General features: G+C 41.2%; 15 protein-coding genes. 8 read left to right on the top strand and 7 right to left on the bottom strand.

The window, feature by feature from the left end:
• Positions 1 to 308: 308 nt before the first annotated feature.
• Genes gyrA through GQF63_RS09145 form a run of 3 tightly spaced genes read left to right on the top strand, consistent with a single transcriptional unit; the run spans position 309 to position 5,157 of the window.
• Positions 309 to 2,864: a DNA gyrase subunit A gene (gyrA, locus tag GQF63_RS09155; protein ID WP_160368924.1), complete on the top strand. Its 2,556-nt coding sequence runs from the start codon at positions 309 to 311 to the stop codon at positions 2,862 to 2,864.
• Positions 2,848 to 3,960 (top strand): tetratricopeptide repeat protein, encoded by a 1,113-nt coding sequence (locus tag GQF63_RS09150; RefSeq protein WP_160368923.1) that lies wholly within the window; start codon positions 2,848 to 2,850, stop codon positions 3,958 to 3,960. Before gyrA ends, GQF63_RS09150 begins: the two co-directional genes overlap by 17 nt.
• Positions 3,961 to 3,981: 21 nt before the next feature.
• Complete coding sequence (locus GQF63_RS09145; RefSeq protein ID WP_160368922.1) at positions 3,982 to 5,157, top strand: tetratricopeptide repeat protein; 1,176 nt, start codon at positions 3,982 to 3,984, stop codon at positions 5,155 to 5,157.
• Positions 5,158 to 5,269: 112 nt separating this feature from the next.
• Here GQF63_RS09145 and GQF63_RS09140 read toward each other — a convergent pair whose 3' ends face one another.
• The 3 genes from GQF63_RS09140 to GQF63_RS09130 all read right to left on the bottom strand — a co-directional run bounded on the left by GQF63_RS09140 (position 5,270) and on the right by GQF63_RS09130 (position 7,795).
• A complete protein-coding gene (locus tag GQF63_RS09140; RefSeq protein WP_160368921.1) occupies positions 5,270 to 6,088 on the bottom strand; it encodes a ZIP family metal transporter in 819 nt (272 codons plus the stop codon).
• 248 nt (positions 6,089 to 6,336) lie between these two features.
• On the bottom strand, positions 6,337 to 6,807 hold the full coding sequence (locus tag GQF63_RS09135; RefSeq protein WP_160368920.1) for a Dps family protein: 471 nt from the start codon (positions 6,805 to 6,807) through the stop codon (positions 6,337 to 6,339).
• A 25-nt stretch (positions 6,808 to 6,832) separates the two neighbouring features.
• A complete protein-coding gene (locus GQF63_RS09130) occupies positions 6,833 to 7,795 on the bottom strand; it encodes an aldo/keto reductase (RefSeq protein ID WP_160368919.1) in 963 nt (320 codons plus the stop codon).
• A gap of 151 nt (positions 7,796 to 7,946) precedes the next feature.
• Between GQF63_RS09130 and GQF63_RS09125 the strand changes: the two genes are divergently transcribed.
• From GQF63_RS09125 to GQF63_RS09110, 4 genes are read left to right on the top strand one after another with little or no spacing between them, the layout of a single operon-like run.
• Complete coding sequence (locus tag GQF63_RS09125; protein WP_160368918.1) at positions 7,947 to 9,632, top strand: RluA family pseudouridine synthase; 1,686 nt, start codon at positions 7,947 to 7,949, stop codon at positions 9,630 to 9,632.
• Between the two features lie 49 nt (positions 9,633 to 9,681).
• A complete protein-coding gene (locus tag GQF63_RS09120; protein WP_160368917.1) occupies positions 9,682 to 10,260 on the top strand; it encodes a Crp/Fnr family transcriptional regulator in 579 nt (192 codons plus the stop codon).
• 5 nt (positions 10,261 to 10,265) lie between these two features.
• On the top strand, positions 10,266 to 10,841 hold the full coding sequence (locus GQF63_RS09115) for a pentapeptide repeat-containing protein (protein WP_160368916.1): 576 nt from the start codon (positions 10,266 to 10,268) through the stop codon (positions 10,839 to 10,841).
• Between the two features lie 9 nt (positions 10,842 to 10,850).
• Complete coding sequence (locus tag GQF63_RS09110) at positions 10,851 to 11,411, top strand: L,D-transpeptidase family protein (protein ID WP_160368915.1); 561 nt, start codon at positions 10,851 to 10,853, stop codon at positions 11,409 to 11,411.
• A 76-nt stretch (positions 11,412 to 11,487) separates the two neighbouring features.
• On the opposite strand, the gene GQF63_RS09105 is transcribed toward GQF63_RS09110, so the two are convergent.
• Positions 11,488 to 13,128, bottom strand: coding sequence for a RagB/SusD family nutrient uptake outer membrane protein (locus GQF63_RS09105; RefSeq protein WP_160368914.1), 1,641 nt, complete (start codon positions 13,126 to 13,128; stop codon positions 11,488 to 11,490).
• Between the two features lie 11 nt (positions 13,129 to 13,139).
• Positions 13,140 to 16,649, bottom strand: coding sequence for a SusC/RagA family TonB-linked outer membrane protein (locus GQF63_RS09100; protein ID WP_160368913.1), 3,510 nt, complete (start codon positions 16,647 to 16,649; stop codon positions 13,140 to 13,142).
• 351 nt (positions 16,650 to 17,000) lie between these two features.
• Between GQF63_RS09100 and GQF63_RS09095 the strand changes: the two genes are divergently transcribed.
• Positions 17,001 to 18,278, top strand: a complete 1,278-nt coding sequence (locus tag GQF63_RS09095; RefSeq protein WP_160368912.1) for a DEAD/DEAH box helicase — start codon at positions 17,001 to 17,003, stop codon at positions 18,276 to 18,278.
• Positions 18,279 to 18,385: 107 nt separating this feature from the next.
• Here GQF63_RS09095 and GQF63_RS09090 read toward each other — a convergent pair whose 3' ends face one another.
• Both GQF63_RS09090 and GQF63_RS09085 read right to left on the bottom strand, forming a co-directional pair.
• On the bottom strand, positions 18,386 to 19,798 hold the full coding sequence (locus tag GQF63_RS09090) for an ABC transporter permease subunit (protein ID WP_160368911.1): 1,413 nt from the start codon (positions 19,796 to 19,798) through the stop codon (positions 18,386 to 18,388).
• The gene (locus GQF63_RS09085) at positions 19,795 to 21,207 is read right to left on the bottom strand and encodes an ABC transporter permease subunit (RefSeq protein ID WP_160368910.1); all 1,413 of its coding nucleotides are present in this window, start codon (positions 21,205 to 21,207) and stop codon (positions 19,795 to 19,797) included. Before GQF63_RS09085 ends, GQF63_RS09090 begins: the two co-directional genes overlap by 4 nt.
• Between the last annotated feature and the right edge of the window lie 5 nt (positions 21,208 to 21,212).

Below are 21,212 nucleotides of genomic sequence, written 5' to 3'. Positions count from 1 at the left end.
CGAGCCTTCGTCAAGCTACACTAAAGTTTGAATGCCCAAAGGTAAAATATTTTTAAAATTTTTTAAAGCATTTTCCGCTTTTGTTTGAAATATGACAATTTATCCTCTTTTTTTATGTCATTTTTTCACAATAAAGCCAACAAACCTCTTTTCCATTGGGTTCAAAAAATAACTAACAATAGCCCTCTGTTGTGGATATTTTTAAGGGCTATTTCTGTCGTTTTTGGCCGAAAATTTGTGTATATTCGCCAGCTAGGTGTCTATACTTACAAAGGGCACTTTTTTAGTTTTATCGAAACCACAAAATAATGGCTGAAGAAACAGAAAACGAAAACAACTTAGTACCTGCGGAAAACAGGATTGTCCCCATCAATATTGAAGATCAAATGAAATCGGCATACATCGATTACTCGATGTCTGTTATTGTTTCGCGTGCCCTTCCTGATGCCCGGGACGGTTTAAAACCTGTACACCGCCGGGTTTTGTATGGGATGTTGGACCTGGGGGTAACCTCTGGCAAGCCCTACAAAAAGTCGGCACGTATTGTCGGGGATGTGTTAGGTAAATACCACCCTCACGGCGACTCTTCCGTTTATGACACGATGGTACGGATGGCCCAACATTGGTCGATGCGCTACCCATTAGTGGATGGACAAGGTAACTACGGTTCCATCGACGGTGACCCACCGGCAGCCATGCGTTATACTGAGGCTCGTCTTCGTAAAATCGCCGAAGAACTCTTGGCAGACATCAACAAAGATACCGTTGATTACCAATTGAACTTCGATGACTCCTTACAAGAGCCTACTGTTCTTCCTACGCGTATACCGAACCTCTTAGTGAATGGTGCTTCTGGTATTGCGGTAGGTATGGCCACCAATATGGCACCGCACAACTTAACGGAAGTCATTGATGGTACCATCGCTTATATTGACAACCGCGAGATTGAGATATCGGAATTAATGACCTACATCAAGGGGCCAGACTTCCCTACCGGCGGATTGATCTACGGATTTGCAGGGGTGCGGGATGCGTTTGAAACCGGGCGTGGGCGTATTGTGATGCGTGCTAAAGCGGAGATTGAAACGACTAAATCGGGGAAAGAAATCATTATCGTAACGGAGGTTCCTTATCAAGTGAACAAAGCCGATATGATAAAGCGTACGGCCGACTTGGTGCATGAGAAAAAAATTGAAGGCATCTCTGAAATTCGTGACGAGTCTGCCAAAGATATCCGCATTGTCTATGAAATAAAACGCGATGCCAATGCCAATGTGGTATTAAACAACCTTTATAAATATACCGCCCTTCAAACTTCATTTTCGGTGAACAACATTGCCTTAGTTAAAGGCAGACCGCAATTGATGAATTTGAAAGACATGATTCACGAGTTTGTGGAACACCGTCATGAGGTGGTCATCCGTAGAACGCAATTTGAATTAGCAGAAGCGGAAAAACGTGCGCATATCTTAGAAGGTTACTTGATTGCTTTAGATCATTTAGATGAAGTGATTAAGTTAATCCGTAACTCGGATACGCCGGAGGATGCCCGCGTTGGATTAATGGAGCGCTTCGGCCTTTCCGATATCCAAGCACGCGCCATCTTAGACATGACCTTACGTCGCTTAACAGGACTAGAGCGTGATAAGATTAAAGATGAATATGCGGAATTAATGAAAACCATCGAATACTTAAAAGAGGTTCTTGCAGATGAAGGTCTTCGCATGAAGATTATCAAAGATGAGCTTTTGGAAGTACAAGAGAAATATGGTGATGAGCGTCGTTCTATTATTGTCCACTCAGCAGAGGACATGACGATGGAAGACTTCATCGATGATGAAGAAGTGGTGATTACCATTTCGCATAACAGCTATGTGAAGCGTACGCCGCTGACCGAATACCGCCGTCAAGGCCGTGGAGGAAAAGGATCTATTGGTTCTTCGACCCGCGATGAAGACTTTACCGAGCATATTATTACCGCTTCGGCACACAACTACTTATTGTTGTTTACCGAATCAGGACGTTGTTTCTGGTTGAGAGCTTTTGAAATTCCGGAAGGTAGCCGTACCTCCAAAGGTCGCGCCCTACAGAATATCATCAATATTCCGAAGGAAGAGAAAATTAAAGCCTACATTAAAGTGAAGAATTTGAAAGACCAGGATTACCTGGAAAACAACTTCATTATTATGTGTACGAAGAAAGGAACGATTAAGAAAACGTCTTTAGAGGCTTATTCTCGTCCGCGTGCAAACGGTATTAATGCGATTAACATCAATGAAGGCGACCAGTTATTGGAAGCGACCTTAACTTCGGGCAGCAGTGAAATCGTGATGGCCTTACGTTCCGGCCGTGCGATCCGTTTCAATGAGTCTACGGTTCGTCCGATGGGAAGAACAGCCACGGGTGTACGTGGAATCACGCTTGCAAACGATCAGGATGAGGTTGTTGGCATGATTAGTGTTAATGATGAAGACACAACCGTATTGGTTGTTTCAGAAAAAGGCTACGGAAAACGTACCGATATTGAAGACTACCGGATTACAAACCGCGGTGGTAAAGGGGTAAAAACGATCAACGTGACGGATAAGACCGGCGAGCTTGTTGCGATTAAAGGAGTTACCGACGAGAACGATTTAATGATCATCAACAAATCGGGGATTGTTATTCGTATTGGTGTTGAAAGTTTACGCGTAATGGGTCGTGCGACGCAAGGTGTCCGTTTGATTACCTTAAAGGAGAACGACGAAATTGCTTCGATTACCAAGGTAGATCACCAAGACGAGGAAGAAGAAATCCTAGATGCCGATTCTGAAAACACAACAGAAAACGAATCAAGTAGTGCAACAAATGAAGAACAAGAATAGTATACTTATTCCATCCTTATCCTTACTATTGGCCTTATCAGCCAATAGTGCTTTTGCGCAGTCTAATTATAAAGAAGCGAGCAATGCGTTTGCGCGGTATACCCAATCGGGGGATATCAAAAACCTAGATAATGCCAAGAAACAATTGGACAATATCTATAAGACCCGCAAGGATTCTTCAAAAACTAAGGTGAATGTTTTACGTGCGATGGTGCTAAGCTCCATCGCCTATGCAGACTCTGCCAGAACCATTAAAACCGATAAAGATCCCATTGAACTGACCTATCAAACGATTGGTAAGATTCGGGAGAAAGATCGTGATGGCTATGTTGGCGAGTTAGACTATGTGAAACAAAATATGGCTGCCGCCTTGATTAAGCGTGCAAACAAAGCATTAAAAGATAAAAATTATAATGCTGCCTATCAGGATTTCCTAAAGGTGGATGAATTAAACGCCAAGAGCGAAGATGTGACCTACAACTTAGCGGTATTGGCCAATAAATCGGAGAAACCGCAGGATGCAGTTAAATTTTATAAGAAGCTGATTGAAGCGGGAAATGCCTCGGCAGAACAATATCTTGAATTTGCAGCACTTTACAGCAAGCTTGGGGAAAGCCAGTTAAACCTGACCACGCTGGAGAATGCGAAAGCTAAATATCCGGAAGATAAGGAAATCTTATTTCAATTGATTCAGGAGTATTCAAAAATCAAGGCTTATGATGCTATTGTGCCGATCATTGATCAGGCCATTGCCATGGAGCCGGAAAATATTGAAATGAACTACTTGGCCGGCTTCGCCAATGAGAATGCAAACAATATTCCTGTCGCTACAACGTTCTACCAAAAAGTATTAGAGTTGGAGCCGAATAATTACGAAGCGAATCTTGCCTTAGGTTTATTATCCTTAAAGGATTTTCTGAAAGACACGGAAAATCATGAAGCACAGTATAATGCACAGAATTATTTACTGAAAGCCAATGAGATTAAACCTTATGAAATAAATGCGCTAAAATCATTAGCTTTATTTTATGAGAAGGCGGAAGATGCGGCACAATTAGATCGGGTAAATTTACTATTGAACCAACTTACAAATTAATAAAACACAAATACACACGATATGAATCTAAGAAAATCCATATTATTCGCCGGGCTTTTATTTACTGCAGGAACCACTGCGGTATATGCTCAGTCGGGTAATGTTAAGAAGGCGAAGACTAATTTTGGTAAGTTTGATGAGTTAAAAGCAGCGAATACCGTAGCTTTAGGAAAAGCAAATTTAACGACCGCACAAGAAGCGATTGATGCTGCTGTAGTGCATGAGAAAACGCAGAATGATCCTGAAGCATGGACCATATATTCTTTAGTATACGCAAATATCGCGAATGTTGATAGTAATGCAGATGCAGCTGTAAAAGCGGCGGAAGGTATTAAAAAAGCAACAGAGCTGGATGCCGATAAGAAGAATGCCGAAAACATTAAAGTGGCCGGACAAACCTTAGGACAGTTCCGCTTTAACCAAGGTGTGGCAGCATGGGATAAACAAGATTACAAAACAGCCTATGATGAATTCACAGGTGCTTTGGATTATCTTCCCGGCGATACCACCCTTACCTACTACTCTGGATTAGCTGCCGTTCAAAACAAAGATTTTGATAAAGCCATCGAGCGTTATAAAGCCTTAGTTCCGGTAAAAGAATACTCGAGCCATAAAGCGGTGGTATTGGATTTACCAAAGCTTTACTTATCGAAAAAAGATACAACTAGCGCCTTGCAAGCTGCTGCAGAAGCTGTAACTGCTTATCCCAACGATAATGACGCAGTAGTACAAAACATCGAGTTGAACTTGATTACAGGTAATGAAGCAAAAATTGTAACTGATATCGAAAATCAATTAGCGAAAGATGCTTCCAACAAAAACCTGCACTACTACCTAGGTTTAGCTTACGGTTCTGCTGGCCAGCCGGATAAGGCGTTGGCATCTTACCAAAAAGCATTGGAAATCGATCCTAATTATTTAGAAGCCAATACAAATGCTGCTGTGGTTATTATGAACAGCGGTCGTGATGAGCTGATCGCCTTAAACGACGATAAAACATTAGCGCCCAAAGATTATAATGCCAAAGTTGCTGCATTGAAACAAAAGATTGGTCGTGCCCTACCTTTCCTTGAGAAATCCGTAGAATTAGACCCTAAAAACGTAGATGCATTACGTAACTTGAAAAACTATTACGATTTTATGCAGGACGAAGCGAAAGCCGCTGAAGTTCAAGCAAAAATCGACGCTAGTAACTAAGTATTAGCGTTTATACCATAAAGAAGGCCGAAGCATATGCTTCGGCCTTCTTTATGGTATACTAATTTATGATTGGGTTCTTATTTTGTAATCTTATTTGTTCGCCTAATGCTTAGCCTAGCGCAACATCTAACATCATCATGACCACGAAGCCTAAGACAAAACCAATAATGGGAACATCGGAATGTTGTTCTTGTTGTGTTTCGGGGATGACCTCTTCAATAACAACGAAGATCATGGCACCCGCAGCAAAGGCCAATGCATAAGGTAGAATCGGTATAAAAAATCCAACCGCCCAGGCGCCAAGTACGGCAAAGATAGGTTCAACGACGGCCGACATCTGTCCGTACTGAAAGCTTTTCCGCCTAGATAAGCCCATCCTTCTTAAAGGCATGGAAACGGCAATTCCCTCGGGAAAGTTTTGCAGGCCTATCCCCATCGCCAATAATACGGCGCCGGCAATACTGGCCTCCGGCACGCCTGTTGCTGCACCGCCAAAAATAACCCCTACCGCTAGCCCCTCCGGGATATTGTGTAAGGCAATGGCAATGGTAAGCAAAGTCGTTCGGTGTAAGGAAGATTTAGGACCTTCTGATTTTAAGAAATTTAAATGCAGATGGGGCATCACCTTATCTAAACCAAAGATAAACAGAGCACCTAAGATAAAGCCAACAGCGGCAGGCATTACTTTACTAAAGCCCTCGCCCTCACTCATCTCGATGGCCGGAGCTAATAAGCTCCAGAAACTGGCGGCAATCATGACGCCGCCGGTAAACCCCAGCATACCATTTAGGAGCTTTTTATTTACATCTTTAAATAAGAAAACGGCAGCAGCACCAAGGGCAGTAACCGCCCAAGTAAATAAACCGGCAAGCAAGGCCGCAACGACGGGATCGAGGGTTTCAAGATACGCTATAAGATTGTCTAACATGGGATCGCATAAATAATCGATTAAAATAAGTATTCTTTTTCAAGAATTAGGGGAATAATGGAATTTATATTTTCTTTAAATGTACATATCATTTTTAATAAAATGGACGATGTAATAACTTGAAAAGATATAGCATGGCTAATCGATTAAAAACGCGGTTGGGAAAGAAAAGTAAGGCCATAGTTTAACATAGACAGCAAAAAGGGCACCCAAATTGGACGCCCTATTTATTAAAAAAGACTTATCTTTTAACTGAGGTGAGCACGAAGCATCCAGGCGGTTTTTTCATGCTTCTCTAAAATGCCAACAAGAAAATCTTCCGTTCCGGCATCTTCATGGTTTTCCGCTAATTTAATATCCTCCCGTAGGCTAATGATCAAGCTTTCAAAATCGGACAATAACTCTTTGATATAGCCTTGACTATCATTTTTCTTATACTTCATTTCGGTAAGCTGGGTGAGTTCCAAAAACTCTTTCATGGTTCCTACAGCGTAATGACCAATCGCACGTACGCGTTCGGCTACTTCGTCAATTAATTCAGCTAACTCATCATAAAGTCCTTCGAAAAATAGGTGTTGCGCATGAAAATCAGGGCCTTCCACATTCCAATGTGCATTGCGGATTTTTATATACAATACATTTTCATCGGCCAATAGGCGGTTTAACACTTGGGCAACGGCTGCTGTATCTTTTTCTTTTATTCCAATAGATGTTTTCATGGTATATATGTTTTTAATATTTGTATTATTCATAGTGACTGGCTTCCTGCAATTTGGCTATTGCCTCTTCGCCAAGACGTAATTGCACGGCAGCTACAAAGCTTTGCAAATGCGATTCCTTTGTGGCACTGGCAATGGGCGCTGTAATGCTTTTATTGGCTAACAACCAGGCTAAAGCGACTGCGGAAGATGAACTGCGGTACGCTGATGCGACCTCGGATAAAGCTCTTACAATGCGCTGACCACGTTCATTCCAATAGCGTTTCTGAATCCCTTCTCCCCTAGCCGATTTATTGAAATCATCGTCGGATAAATATTTCCCACTCAGAAAACCACTGGCAAGCGCATAGTACGGGATAATCGCTAGGTTGTTTTCTAGGGCTAAGGTTTCGTAGTTTTTCTCATATTTCTCGCGGTCGTAAAGGTTGTATTCCGGTTGCAATGACACATATTTCGGCAAGTTCTGCGCCTCCGCAAGATCTAAACTCTCCTTCAAGCGTTCGGCAGAAATATTGGACGCCCCTATATAACGCACTTTCCCCTGTTGTATTAAATCTTCATAAGCCCGCAGGGTTTCTTCGATGGGGGTATTCGCATCATCGTAATGCGTTTGATAAAGATCGATATAATCGGTTTGTAAGCGCTGTAAGGATAAATCAACTTGTTCGCGGATATAATCGCCTTTTGTATTCGGCTTGCTATCGTAGCCAAACCGTCCGCCAACCTTCGTCATCAATACGATATCATCACGCTTGCCACGTGCTTTAAACCAATTTCCGATTATCGTTTCAGACTCTCCCCCCTGATTTCCGGGCACCCAGTGCGAATAATTATTGGCCGTATCGATGGCATTAAATCCTAAGTCTATAAATTGATCTAGGATAGCAAACGATGCGACCTGATCAAGGGTCCATCCAAATACATTTCCTCCGAATATGATAGGTGTAATCTGCAAGTCTGCAGATCCTAACTGACGTTTGTTTTCCATAGCGAGCGCTCTAATTTTGATACGTACAATATACGCATTTTTGAGCTGAACAGCCAGTTTTAGCTGGCATAAATTGTCATAATAATGGGATAAAGTATATACAGGTTAGCATTAATTTGTATTTTTGCCAGGCTATAAAATTCAAGGGCGCATGAGGAAAAAGGCAATGGCATTTCATAATTTTCAACAAGACATCAGTACGATCCAGGTACCGGATGCCTTTACCTTTCCGTTTTGTTATGAACCGCATCCCTTGACTATACTTGCTGCTGAACAGCTGCAGGATTATTTACAAGGACAGCAAGATTTTACGCATAATTTCGGACTGGACCATGCGATGTCGGGACTAGTTATCGGTAAAATGTTTGGGGTTTTAGTGGTTCGTGACCCTGCAGGTCAGTTAGGCTTTATCGCTGCATTTTCAGGGAAATTAGCCGGAACCAATCAGCATGCCTATTTTGTTCCACCTATTTTCGATATGCTAGATCCGTCGGGTTTCTTTCTTCAAGAGGAAGCGGTCATTAATGCCTTGAATAGGGAAATAGATCAACTCGCTGCAAACCCCTTGATTACGGCATTAAAAGCGCAATTGATCGATTTAAAGCAGGCTCAGGAAGAAGAGCTCAGCCAATTAAGGAAGCTTCATAAAGCCAATAAGGCCGATCGGAAGAGACAACGTGAACAAGCCAAGGCCCTTGTTGGGGCTGAAGATTATAGCAGCCTGGAAACGGATTTAATAAAACAGAGTTACCGCGATCAGCATGAGTATGATGTGGCTAAGGAAGCTTGTAAAGCAGAACTAGCCTTGCTAGAGCAAGAACTGGATGAGCTTCTGCAACAGATTGAACAGCGTAAGGAGGAGCGAAAGCTACGATCAGCAGCGTTGCAGCAACAGCTTTTTGATCAGTATCATTTCTTAAATGCCCATGCAGAAAGAAAATCGGTGCTTGACATATTTAATGAGGCACTGCAAATGCTTCCACCTGCCGGCGCTGGGGAATGTGCCGCACCAAAACTGTTGCAGTATGCTTATCAGGAGGGCTTGACCCCTATTTGCATGGCTGAATTTTGGTGGGGAGCCTCTCCTTCTTCCGAAATCCGAAAACACAAACAGTATTACCCGTCCTGTCGTGGAAAATGCGAGCCCATACTGAGCCATATGTTACAGGGCTTGACCGTGGATCCAAATCCAATGTTACAAAATCCGGCAGCAAATAAAACCTTGGAGATAGTGTATGAAGACGATGACATCATCGTATTAAATAAACCGGCGGAGTTTCTTTCGGTTCCGGGCATTCATATTCAAGACAGTGTGCAACATCGGATCAGCCAACAATACCCGGAGATTACTGGTCCTATCATCATCCATCGCTTAGATATGTCGACATCCGGCTTATTGATTGTAGCAAAACATAAGGATGCCCATCAATTTATCCAGGATCAGTTTATCCGTCATACCATCAAAAAACGCTATACTGCCTTATTGGAAGGTATCATTCAAGAAAAGGAAGGCTTCATCGAATTCCCTATGCGGGTTGACTTAGATGATCGCCCTCGGCAAATGCTCTGCTATCAATATGGTAAGCCCGCCCGAACGGCATTTCAGGTGGTTGGCATCGAAGGAAACAGAACGCGGATTCATTACTTTCCCTTAACCGGCAGAACCCATCAACTACGCGTGCATTCTGCCCATATTAAGGGTTTAAACACCCCTATAGTGGGTGATGACTTGTATGGAAGCCGCGCAGATCGGCTCCATCTGCATGCGGGCTATATTGCCTTTATACACCCTAGTACATTAAAAAAGATGGAATTTGAGCTTCCTGATCCGTTTTAATATTTCAGTTCAAATTTCTATCTTGTCGTATTAATAAAGCCTTTCCCCTATGGAAATCCTAAAATTTGTATATCAACATCCCCTGTTTGAAGCGGCGGATTTTGATTTAATCGGCAAAGCCCATCAGCGAATTGAACTGGCGAAGGGTGATTTCCTGCTTAAAAAAGATCAGGTGGCTAATGCCTATTATATTCTCGAGTCGGGATTGGTGCGAACCTACCTGTATGACTATGAAGGCAATGAAATCACCACTGGATTTACAGGCACCCATGAAATTGCTATTGAAGTGGCTTCCCTATTTCAGCGTATCCCCTCGCCTGAGTATATGCAATGTTTAACCGATTGCACATTATGGAAAATTGAATACGATGATTTTCAAGAACTTTTCCACCAGATTCCTGCCATGCGGGAATGGGGGCGCGCGTGGATGGCCTTCGAGCTTTACCTGAGCAAGAAAAGAGCAACAGAGATGATAACAGAGCCGGCAACGCAGCGTTATTTACACCTGATGCAAGAAAAACCACAGATTATTCAACAAGCACCTTTGAAGTATATTGCTTCCTATCTCGGTGTTACGGATACTTCCCTTAGTAGAATCCGTAAGGAAATCATCCAAGGATCTCATTAAAAAAAATGGATAACGATTATTTTGAGGATCTGGATATTGATCCTGCCTATACCAAAGCGCATGAACTCCCTGCAGCACATTACGATTACTGCAGATTTAAGGGGCTAAATTTAGAACAGGCAAACTTGGCGGGTTTCAAGTTTACCGATTGTAGCTTTGTAGACTGCAACCTGAGCCTGGCAAACCTACAAGGATGCAGCTTTCAGGATGTAAAATTCCAGAATTGTAAACTGCTGGGCTTACATTTCGAACAATGCAACGCTTTTAATTTGTCCTTTTCCTTTCAGGATTGCCAATTAAACCACAGTAGTTTTTATCAGCTGAAGCTTAAAAAGACAGGCTGGATAAATTGCAAAATGCAGGAAGTGGATTTTGAAGGTTGTGACCTTAGCCAAGCCGACTTTTCTGGAAGTGATTTAATGCTCTCGAATTTTCAATTCTGCCAATTGGAAAAAGCGGACTTTAGAACGGCCGTAAATTTCAGCATCGATCCGGAGGCTAATAAAATCAAAGGCGCTAAATTTTCTCTATCCGGATTACCAGGTTTGCTGCAAAAATATCAATTGTCCATTCAAGGCTAGTCTATTGCTATGAGTCAGCAGATCGAAGACCATCTCCCCTACATTCAAATCTTACTGCTTGCGATTAAAGAAGAAGATATTTTGGAAGTTTACCTGCGTAAAGCTGCATCTGCTGGATATATGTTAGCTGCGCAGCTCCCGATTCTGACACGTTCGGGTAAGTTAGGCCCTAAACGGCAAGAAGGCGACTTACAGGTACCTGAAGGCTTGTATCGCATCAATCGCTTTAACCCAAAAAGCAAGTACCATTTATCCTTAGGACTTGATTATCCAAATGCTTATGATCAGGAAAAAGGATATACGGGTTCTGATATTTTTATTCATGGCGGAACGGAAACCAAAGGCTGTTTACCCCTCGGTGATGATGGCATTGAATTCCTCTATGGCCTTGCTGAGATAGCTAGGAAGAATGGACAAAAGGCGATACCTGTTTATATATTTCCATTTCGATATAGCAATTGCAATTGGCAACAATTCGCCGCAAGTAGGGATCTCGAAACCCAAACGCATTGGAACTATTTGGCCGATATTTGGCAAGAAGTTCAAGCAGGCATTAACGGTAGCCTTTAATCAAAAAAGCTTGCCCCTTTCGGAGCAAGCTTCATCATTTATTTCAAGATACTAATCAAAATCTCGTAATCCCCGATTAAGGATTTTGTTGGCTTTTCGGATTGGTGGAAATTTCCTCGGAAGGAATTTTCAGCGTCATTAAAGCAACAGGATATGTCATGGAAGGATTCCAGTGTACCTTAGAACCCGAACGATTTACAGGAATGCCCCAACGCTTATTGTTATCCCATTCATGCGATCCTTCTCCCCACAATTCAATACGTGATTGCAACTGCACCATTTGCAAGGCATTTAAGCCGCTCATGCTGGCATAGTTATCACAGGTTAATGTGGAATTGCCGCTGGCTGTACGCGCGGCAAGTAAGGTGTTAAGCGTCGTTTTTGCATTACCATCAGCTCCTGATCTTGCTTGCGCTTCGGCTTTCAACAAATAGAACTCCGCCAAGCGAACCATCGCATAGTCTGCACGACCACGATTAGCAACATTCGCTATGCCTACAGTGCTTCCTAAGCCTACGTTATTCGCAAATTTGGACGCCCAATACGTGGGTACTTCAGAATTACCTCCGTCCATAAAAGACCCTGATCCAGCATAATAAATCGTGGAGAAGGTTGCAGGTCTATCCTTATGGAAATTCAACTTGCGGTAATCTTTATTATCTATTTTATCAAATAGCCTATCATCGATTCGGAAGGTGCCGCCCCAAGGGTTACTTTCTGCAGCAATGCCATTGCCACCATACTGCCAGCCAAAGCCGAATGCAGCCTCAGGATTTTGAGCAAAATTTAAAAATCCGGATGTTTGTGCCAAGAAAATAGGAAGCTCTTTCCCATTTACCGTCGTCGTCCCAGATTGCTTCTGTACATATTGGTTTTCGTTCATTAATGCTAAGGATCCGCTGTTAATTACGCGATCACTGGCATTTATAGCGATGGTATAATACTTACTTGCTGTGGCACCTTCGGCATCTGCAGCCATCAAGGCGGCTTGAGCAATAACATGGTTGGTTAATCCGCGGGTTAAATCCGAGGTATTGTTTGCTTTGAAGCCAATTCCGGCTTCTGCAAATAATTCATCAGCGCGGGTTGCCCAGTGAATAATCGAATCCAGGGTTGCTAATGCAGAAGAACGTTCTTGTACAGGTTGGCTCACGTCAAACTTCGTATAGATGGACATGCCTAATTTTTTAGTCCCAAAATCTTTCTGCGCATATAAATAACCAAAGGCGCGAATTAGGTAAGCACGTCCTAAGTACTCCCGAAGTTTGATACTTTTATTTTGCTGTATTAAGTCTTCAGAAATGATGTTCATAACCTTATTGGCAGAAGTGGTCATCTGAAACGCCCGGTGCCACCAACTTGGGTTCACAGCACTTGTTTCACTTGTAATATCTTGTCCGGTGTAGAAATCGCTGGTTGAAGTTTCCCAATTTCCAGCAACAATATCATTCCCGGTCATCATGCGTAAAGCCAGTTGGCCATTCCAGGTATTATCGGTCATATTGGAAAACCTGAAATTATACCCCCCTCCACGCATTAGCGGCGGCAAAGCATCTGCCATAGCCTTCATGATATTTACAACGGTTGCATCATCTGCGGTTTTTAACAACTCCACTATTTGTTCATTAACTATATCATCTGGTGGAGTTATATCTAGTTTTTTATTACATGCAGTTGTCAGAATTGCGACTGTAATGATTGCTAATAAATATTTCATAATAAAAAAGTTTAAAAAGTTACTTTAAGACCAAATGAACTTGAGCGAATCATAGGGTAAGTATAGGCGCCTACATCCAGACCTCCGACGATGGAGTTTCGTGGATCGATTCCTGCCTTGCTGAATACCCACATATTATCTAAGGATACATATGCCCGTAAGCTGGCCACTTTTACTTTATCCATCCATTTTTGAGGAAGGGTATAACCGACTGTAATATTCTTTACGTTTAAATAGGACGCATCAAATACCGACATGTCTGTATAGGTATTTCCGTTCGATACGCGAGAACCATTCGAATAAACCGTGCTTGCATTTGGCGAGTTCACCATTAACATCGGGTATTTGGCATCTTGATTAGATTCGCTGAAAGTATTTCCTAAAAGGTCTTGAGAAAGCACCTGGTTTCCAATATCCGAGGTATTATAAATGAAATTACCGTATAAATTACTAAAGAATAATCCACCTAATTGATACGCGAAACTCGCCATAAAATCGAAGCTTTTCCAACGTAATGTGGTTCCGAAACCACCAATTAAATCAGGCGTCGCATCTCCAAAATCGTACATGTAGGCTTCCGAATAATCGGTGGTATTTATAAATTCACCGACCTTGGCATTTGGAAATTTCCCTTGGTTAGCTTCTGTCACCAATGCACCGTATAATGGTAAGCCCGTGCTTTTGTCAACGCCCATATATTTTGCAAAAATGGCATTGTAATAATCGCCACCTATCCAACGTCTATAGGCTGCTCCAGCGCCAGAACCTGTATTACCAACAGAACTCCAAGCATCTGCCGTAGCATACCACCATTTCTGATCGTGTGCTGCATCTTGTTGGTTAATCATGGATTCAGGCACTTTCATAATCTTCACTTTATAGTGCCCTGCATTTACGTTGAATGACCAGTTTAATTCAGGTTGTTTTATGATATCAATGTTGAGGTCCAGTTCCAATCCACGGGATTGTAATTCGCCTGTATTTTGCAATAAAGAAGTTTGACCAGTCATCGCATAGGATATCGGCGCATCTAATAACAAATCTGTTGTATTGGTTTGATACCAATCTACTGTGGCATGGATGCGATTCCATAAACTAAAGTCCATTCCGGCATCAATGGTATTTTTCTTTTCCCAGGTGATGGATGTGTTTGGCGCGGCACCTTGAGATAGCGTCCATCCGGATGGTTGATAAGATCCTGGAGTTGTATATCCGGCTGCACCATAGCGCCAAGTTTGGTAGCCTTGATACCGTCCAATTCCATTTTGATTCCCAATAACACCGTAGCTAGCGCGCAATTTTAATTCCGATAGCCAAGAACTTGTCGATTGCATAAACTCCTCCGAGGAAGCGCGCCATGCGCCACCCACGCTCCAAAAAAGACCCCAACGATCTTCATTATAGCGGAATTTGGAAGAGCCATCTTTCCGGATAGATGCTGTAGCAATATATTTATCATCATAAATATAGTTTGCACGCGAAAAATATCCCTCCATGGCTTCTTTTTGAGTGCCAAAGCCTACGCCTGAGAATGTTCCTCCATTATTTAGGAAAATATAATTGCCCGTTCCTGTAAAATTATCAATTAAGGATAGAGAATTCTTGTAGTTCATACTCTCCATTTTCATCCAGCTGAATTCATGACCGATTAAGGCATCAACATGATGCTTACCATAGTCATGTCCCCAGTTAATGGTTTCCTGGGAATTGATGTCCATATATTGCGTATGGTATCGACCAATCATGCCTTGTTCTGCATTCGAAGATTCCCCCCATTTCTTAGGTAAGGAAACATAACGCATATGGTAAGACTGATTCACCGACATCTGCACATTGAATGTAAAATCATTCCAAAACTTCCCTTGTAGATAACCGATGGTAGCAATGTCATTAGACACGTATTCAGATTGTGAATTTTCCATTTGGTATTCTAAATCGTAGCCTGTAGTACGGGTACCGCCAGCTTTTGGTGTAACGACACCTAGCGGCGAATATTGCTGACCTAACAAACGCACAACCTCCGGATTGCCTTGGGCATCATATACCATATTTCCGTTTTCATCCCGTTGGTAAATAGAAGCCAATGGTTTATAGCCATCGGTCCAACGAAACACGTTTTGAACCGCTGCCCCAGGGTTTCTGGAACTAAAACGACCATTTTGCAAACGGGTTGAACGGTTGCTATAGGTTGCATTTACTCCTGCCTTTAACCAGTCTGTAATTTGGGAATTCACGGTAGAACGAATATTATAGCGTTTAAAGTTGGAGTTAGAAATATAGGATGGATCTGACAAATAGCCGGTAGAGATAAAGTAATCTGTTTTATCACCGCCTCCACTTGCCGATACCGTATATTCCTGTCTTAAACGATCTGTATATGCTATTTTACGCCAATCATCCACGTCGTATAATTTAACTGCATCCTTATTGATTTTTCCGGTTGCAGGATCGATCAAATAATTATCTAGCATGGTTGCCGAAGTATTATCGCCCGAACCGGTTGACACATAGGTTGCTCCTGGCACCTTGTAATACATCCAGTTTGATAAGGCATTAGGCCCGGTAAAAATGGATGTACTTCCTGTATAGTTGAATAAATGCTGGCTGGCAAATAAGGCGGCAGCCTCATGGCTCATGTTTGGCTTGCTAAAATTAGTGGTATACTTCTCTGTACTACCATAACGAACGGAGTTATAGATACTTTGCCACATCATTTCGTAGTTGTCCTCTACCCCACGAATGAGCTTCGGTTGGTTATTGGCAAGCATATTCACCCCTACTTTTCCTTCAAAATCAATTTTTGATTGGCCTTTAGCACCTTTTTTAGAGGTGACCATGATAACGCCATTGGCACCACGGGATCCCCATAAGGCGGTTGAAGCCGCATCTTTTAAAATCGTGACAGATTCAATGTCTTTCGGGTTCATGGTAGACAACACATTGAAGCCTGCAGCAATGGGAACCCCATCGATTACGACCAATGCGTTGGAGTTATTCTGGCTGGACGAACCTATCCCACGAATACGGATACCCATATCATAGCCGGGTTGCCCATCGACAGAAGATACCTGAATACCTGGCGCCGCGCCCTCTAAGGCTTTGGTTAAGGTTGAATTGGCTTGGGCCCCCAAGGTTTTAGAATCTACGGTACTAATAGAGCCTGTGAGGTCCTTTTTCTTGGCCGTTCCGTAGGCAATTACCACCACATCTTCAATCTCTTGTTCGCTTTCTTCCAGCGTCATGTTGATTTGAGCATTATTGGTTGTTGTGATTGTAACGGATTTCTTCCCGACCAAGGAGAAGAGGACCTTGCTCCCCACGGGAGCACGAAAGGTAAAAGAGCCGTTGGAACCGGAGGCTGTTCCAATGGTTGTGCCAACGACGGCAACACTTACTCCGGATAACGGATTTCCTTCCGCATCGCGTACAGTCCCTGAATAAGTTAACTCTTGCGCCTGCACAAAGGCCATCGTTAACAAAGGGATAAGGAGCATTAAAAAGAAAGATAGTCTTTTTTTCATAGCTATTGGGTTTGGTTAATAAAGTATAACATAGGTTATATGTCTCTTAAAATTAACCAAGCAAATGCGTAAAAAAATACCTTTATTTTAACGTTTTAGGAATTCTAAAACGCCGTTTTTAACTAAAAACACCAACCAACCAACTGACAATCAAAATCTTAAATTTTCGTTATTCTTAAAAAATACACTTTTCAGAATCATTCCAAACTGTAGTAAGGAAAAACAGAAATACATGCCATAGGTTATTTATTATTGTGCTCTGTGTCCTGCAAGCTGTTTGAATAAAAGCAGTCCACAGCAACAGCGAATATTTTTAGTAACTTTGCCCCTTCATCAACTAATTAATCAGCAGTGTCATTAGATAAATTAAAACTTAGCAAGCGCCTACATGCCAACATGAATGAGTTGGGATATTTTACAGCCAAGGAAACCCAATTAAAAACCTTGTCTCGAATTATCGGTGGCCATAGTGTCATCTGTATTGCGCCCGAAGGTGCCGGAAAAACAACCAGCTATGTGTTAGGCGTATTGATGCGCTTAAAATACAGCCAAGATGAAGCACCTAAAGTTTTAATCTTAGCGCCTAATGAAGAAAGAATTGCTGAAATTGTCGATCGCTTTCTTACGATCAGTAAAAATAAAGACCTCCATATTGTTGGATTGAAAGCCAGTGGCAGTATGGAAGAGGAAATCGAAGGTCTTGTACGTGGGGTTGATATTGTCGTAGCCACACCAAACCGTGCCCGAGCAATTTACCTTAAACTTGGTTTAAACTTAAACCGCATCCAGACCTTTATCATTGATGATGCCGAGGAAATCATAAAGCAAGGCATGCAAACGCCGCTAAAAGAACTGGCGCGAAGCTGTGGGGATGTGCAATACCTCGCATTCAGCACCGTAGAGCATGATAAGCTGCATTATATGATTGATGATTTTATGCCTTTTGCTACGCTTGTGGAAATCGAAGAACTTGGCGAGACTGTAGTCAATACGCATGAGTTAATGTTGTATCAGGTGCCGAATTTTACCACTAAAATCAATTTATTGAATAACCTGATGAGCGATGTTGAGGTATTTGATAAAGTGCTTGTATTTGTGAACAGTAAACTCACTGCGCATAACCTACTGCAAAGGCTGCACGTGAAAAAAGGAGAAGCAGCTATCTACCAACCTTTCTTTCATGAGGATTTAGGTATAGATGATATTCAATACTTCAAACAAGTAACAGAATGCCGGATTCTATTGGTTGCTTATGAAGGATTAGGGGATTTGGACCTCACTGGAATTCCATTTATATTTCACTTTGAAATCCCTGAACATAGAGACTCTTTTGTGAAGCATGTTTTGAAAACAACCGAGGATGAGTCCATCGCCATAACTTTTGCAACCGATATTGAATTACCAGAGGTAAAGAAAATTGAACAAGCCATTGGCAAGAAAATTCCTACCATGCCTCTGCCGGAAGATTTGATCATCTATAAACCTTCGGATAGTCCGAAAGAAAAAGAACAGATCGATGAAAGCCGTGGCGGCGCATTCCATAAAAAGAAAGAAAGCAATAGCAAGACTTATAACTATGGAAGCGGCGAAAAAGCGAAAATGACTAAAAAGAATAAAAGGAGGTTTTAATCCTAAAATCTCCTATTTTGATAAAGAGTATAAGCCCTAAGGGTCAAGATTTTTTAAATTGACAATCCTTAGGGCTTACTGATTATAAGAAGCCGAGGCTCGTTAAATTACAAGAACCGCTTTTTTGTTTGCCTAAAGCCAATTCCTAAGCATAAAACTATTATTCCAGCGATATAAATGGAATCTTTAGAGAATTTACTGAAGGTATAGGTTGGTTGTTGAAAGGTAAATTCTGGAAATTTCTCATATTCCTTAATTCCAAAATCTTTTCTATTCATCATCAAATCATAGATGTAATAGCGTCTCTTGGTCTGATAACTCTCAGCAGAATCTAAATACATTAAATAACTATTTAATTCCGTTGCTGCCACTTGATTAAACGCATACTGCGTAATAAAGATTGGATTAATAGGCCCATAAGCCAGTACTTCGTTAAATTGGTTCTTTTGCCTCTTTATCACATAACCAGCATACATATTTGCTTCCCTATTAATCAACTCCCGTTGTGCATGCATGATATCGGCTGCTCCTGGATTTTTAATAATAGGTACGGGATAAGGATGTTTTAGCCTATAAAATGAATCTAATGCTTGCTGCTGGGTTAACTCATGATGAACATCGGTCTCCCTTCCCCGTCGAAAAGTAGATTTAATCATTTCATCCTCGTTCGGAGGATTTGAAATATTATTGATTGCGGAAGGAACTACCATAACCAGTATAATCCAAATACTACCCAATAACAGTGCATTAAGAGAGCTGCTAGAATTGAAAGAAATTATTAAATAACAAATGGAAAACCAAAACAATATATAAAGGACATTGATTGAAATCCAAACCAACATATTATATAGGTCATCCTGAATGGTTAATCCTGAAATCAAAAATCCGGCTATATTAAAAAATAATACAAGCCCAATGACTAATATAAATTGGAATTCCAATTTATAAATAATCAACTTGCTAATAGGAATTTGAATACGAAGTAAAGTATAAGTCCGAAGATCTTGTTCTCCTGAAATGACATTGTAACTTAAAGCAATGATGAGTAAGGGAATAAGGTAAATGATGATAAAGCTTAAATCAAAATTCCCAGCTTGTAGTTTATTAGGGTTATGCATTTCTTGAATTACACTAGAATGCAAGCTGTTATTGGTATTTACATCATGATAATAAGGATATGTGTCCTTTTGACCAATAGAAAGGGCTGAAAATTCGGATGGTTTATAGACGACAAATTTCCGCATTATAACATCTGCAGCCATTGGACGGTATTGGAAATTCTGCTTTCTAATTTCAGAACTCGTATCTATCTTCAGCACAAATTTGCGTGCAATGGAATCATTGATTGCCAATTTTTCTTCTATACCTTGAACGATGGTTTGTTGCCTTTCTCTAAAATGCTGTCCATATAGAATGGCATAAAATGCTAAGGCAATTAAAATTAAAAAGCTAATCAATAATTGTTTATTACGCATTAACAATAAGAATTGGTAATGCCAGATCATTAATCGCGTACTCATATCTTCTTTATAAATAGGGTTCCAGAAATAAGTAAACCTAGGAGTATGACACTCCATAGGCCAATTGATGTTAACTCTAATTTTCGTCTTGCAATACTCCATGCTATACTTGGACTTTGATAGCTAAAATCTGGAATTCGATGGAAATAGTCTTTACTAACATCTTCATGCTCTCCATAGGCATCTTGGTGATTCAGTTCTGCTACTAATTTTCGTCGGTACTTCTCCCCTTGTTCCAAGAATAGAAAATGATGCTCTACATCGCTGGCACAAATTGCCATGGATAAATTTTTTATCGCTTGAAAAGGGTTTAACAAACTTGAGAAAGTGGCAATAGAGTTTTGCAATCGAATAGTATCCTTATAACCTCCGAAAGCATGATCATAGATTACATTTCTATATGTTTCATCTGCTTGCATTAAGACTCCGCTCGACCGAAACGGAAGATCCTTTAAGTCAGTTACGTGATAAGCTTTCATTAATGAATCTCGAAAATGCTGTTTGTACTCCTCAATTGGAGGCAGGTTGTCAATTCCTGTTTTTGATGCTTCAACCATGGATTTATTGAAAGATTGCTTCGATTGAAGCGGCGCATATTGAGCACCAAAATTAGCTGTTGCCTTAGGCATGATAATAGAAAAAACAAACCAAAGCGCCAGTAAAGTCACTAACAATGCAGACGATGAATTATATACTGCCGATAGAAAGACCGTAATTGATGCAATGATAAAATAGTAAAGAAAATAAATAAGAATCATGAACAGCAATCGATATAGGATCTGATCCCAAGCATAGGTGCCAATTTCCATCTTTACCAATAAAGCATAAATCAGCACGGATATAATCAAGAAAAATAAATAGATCATGGTATAAGTCAAAACCTTCCCTAATATTAAGGTTCGAAGACTGACGCCTTGACTGAGCAAAAGCTTCAGAGTTCCATTTTCACGATCATTAATGACACTTCGATAACTACTAAAAATGATGAGGAGCGGAAAAATCACTTGTAATAGGAGTCCGAAGGAAAGCTCGCCAAACCTGATCAGTGAAGATTGGCCTGATGCCGGCACAAATACAGGATCATTTTGTTGGTGTGCTTCCAATCGTATCGTCGTACCGGTATAAGGTTCTACCCCTGGGTCAACAAAACTTAATAGCGAACTTGGTTTCACAACAATATAACCATAGTGTGCTGCCATATGCGCATTCACTTCACCTTGATTTAAAAATAACTTTCTCTGTTTACTCGCAGCTTGCTCACGTTGCTGCTTTACATATTGGTACTTTTTATACCCTACGAAAATGGTATACAGACTCAATACCAATACGAAACCAAACAGAATGGCAAATGCTCGATCTCTTCGCAGCAGTAACCATTCATACCGTATAATATTCCAATATTTGTTCATATTTA

It is taken from the genome of Sphingobacterium humi (assembly GCF_009768885.1).
GTDB classification, from domain to species: domain Bacteria; phylum Bacteroidota; class Bacteroidia; order Sphingobacteriales; family Sphingobacteriaceae; genus Sphingobacterium; species Sphingobacterium humi.
Note: the sequence above shows the minus strand (reverse complement) of the source record. Positions and strands in the feature narration are given on the sequence as shown.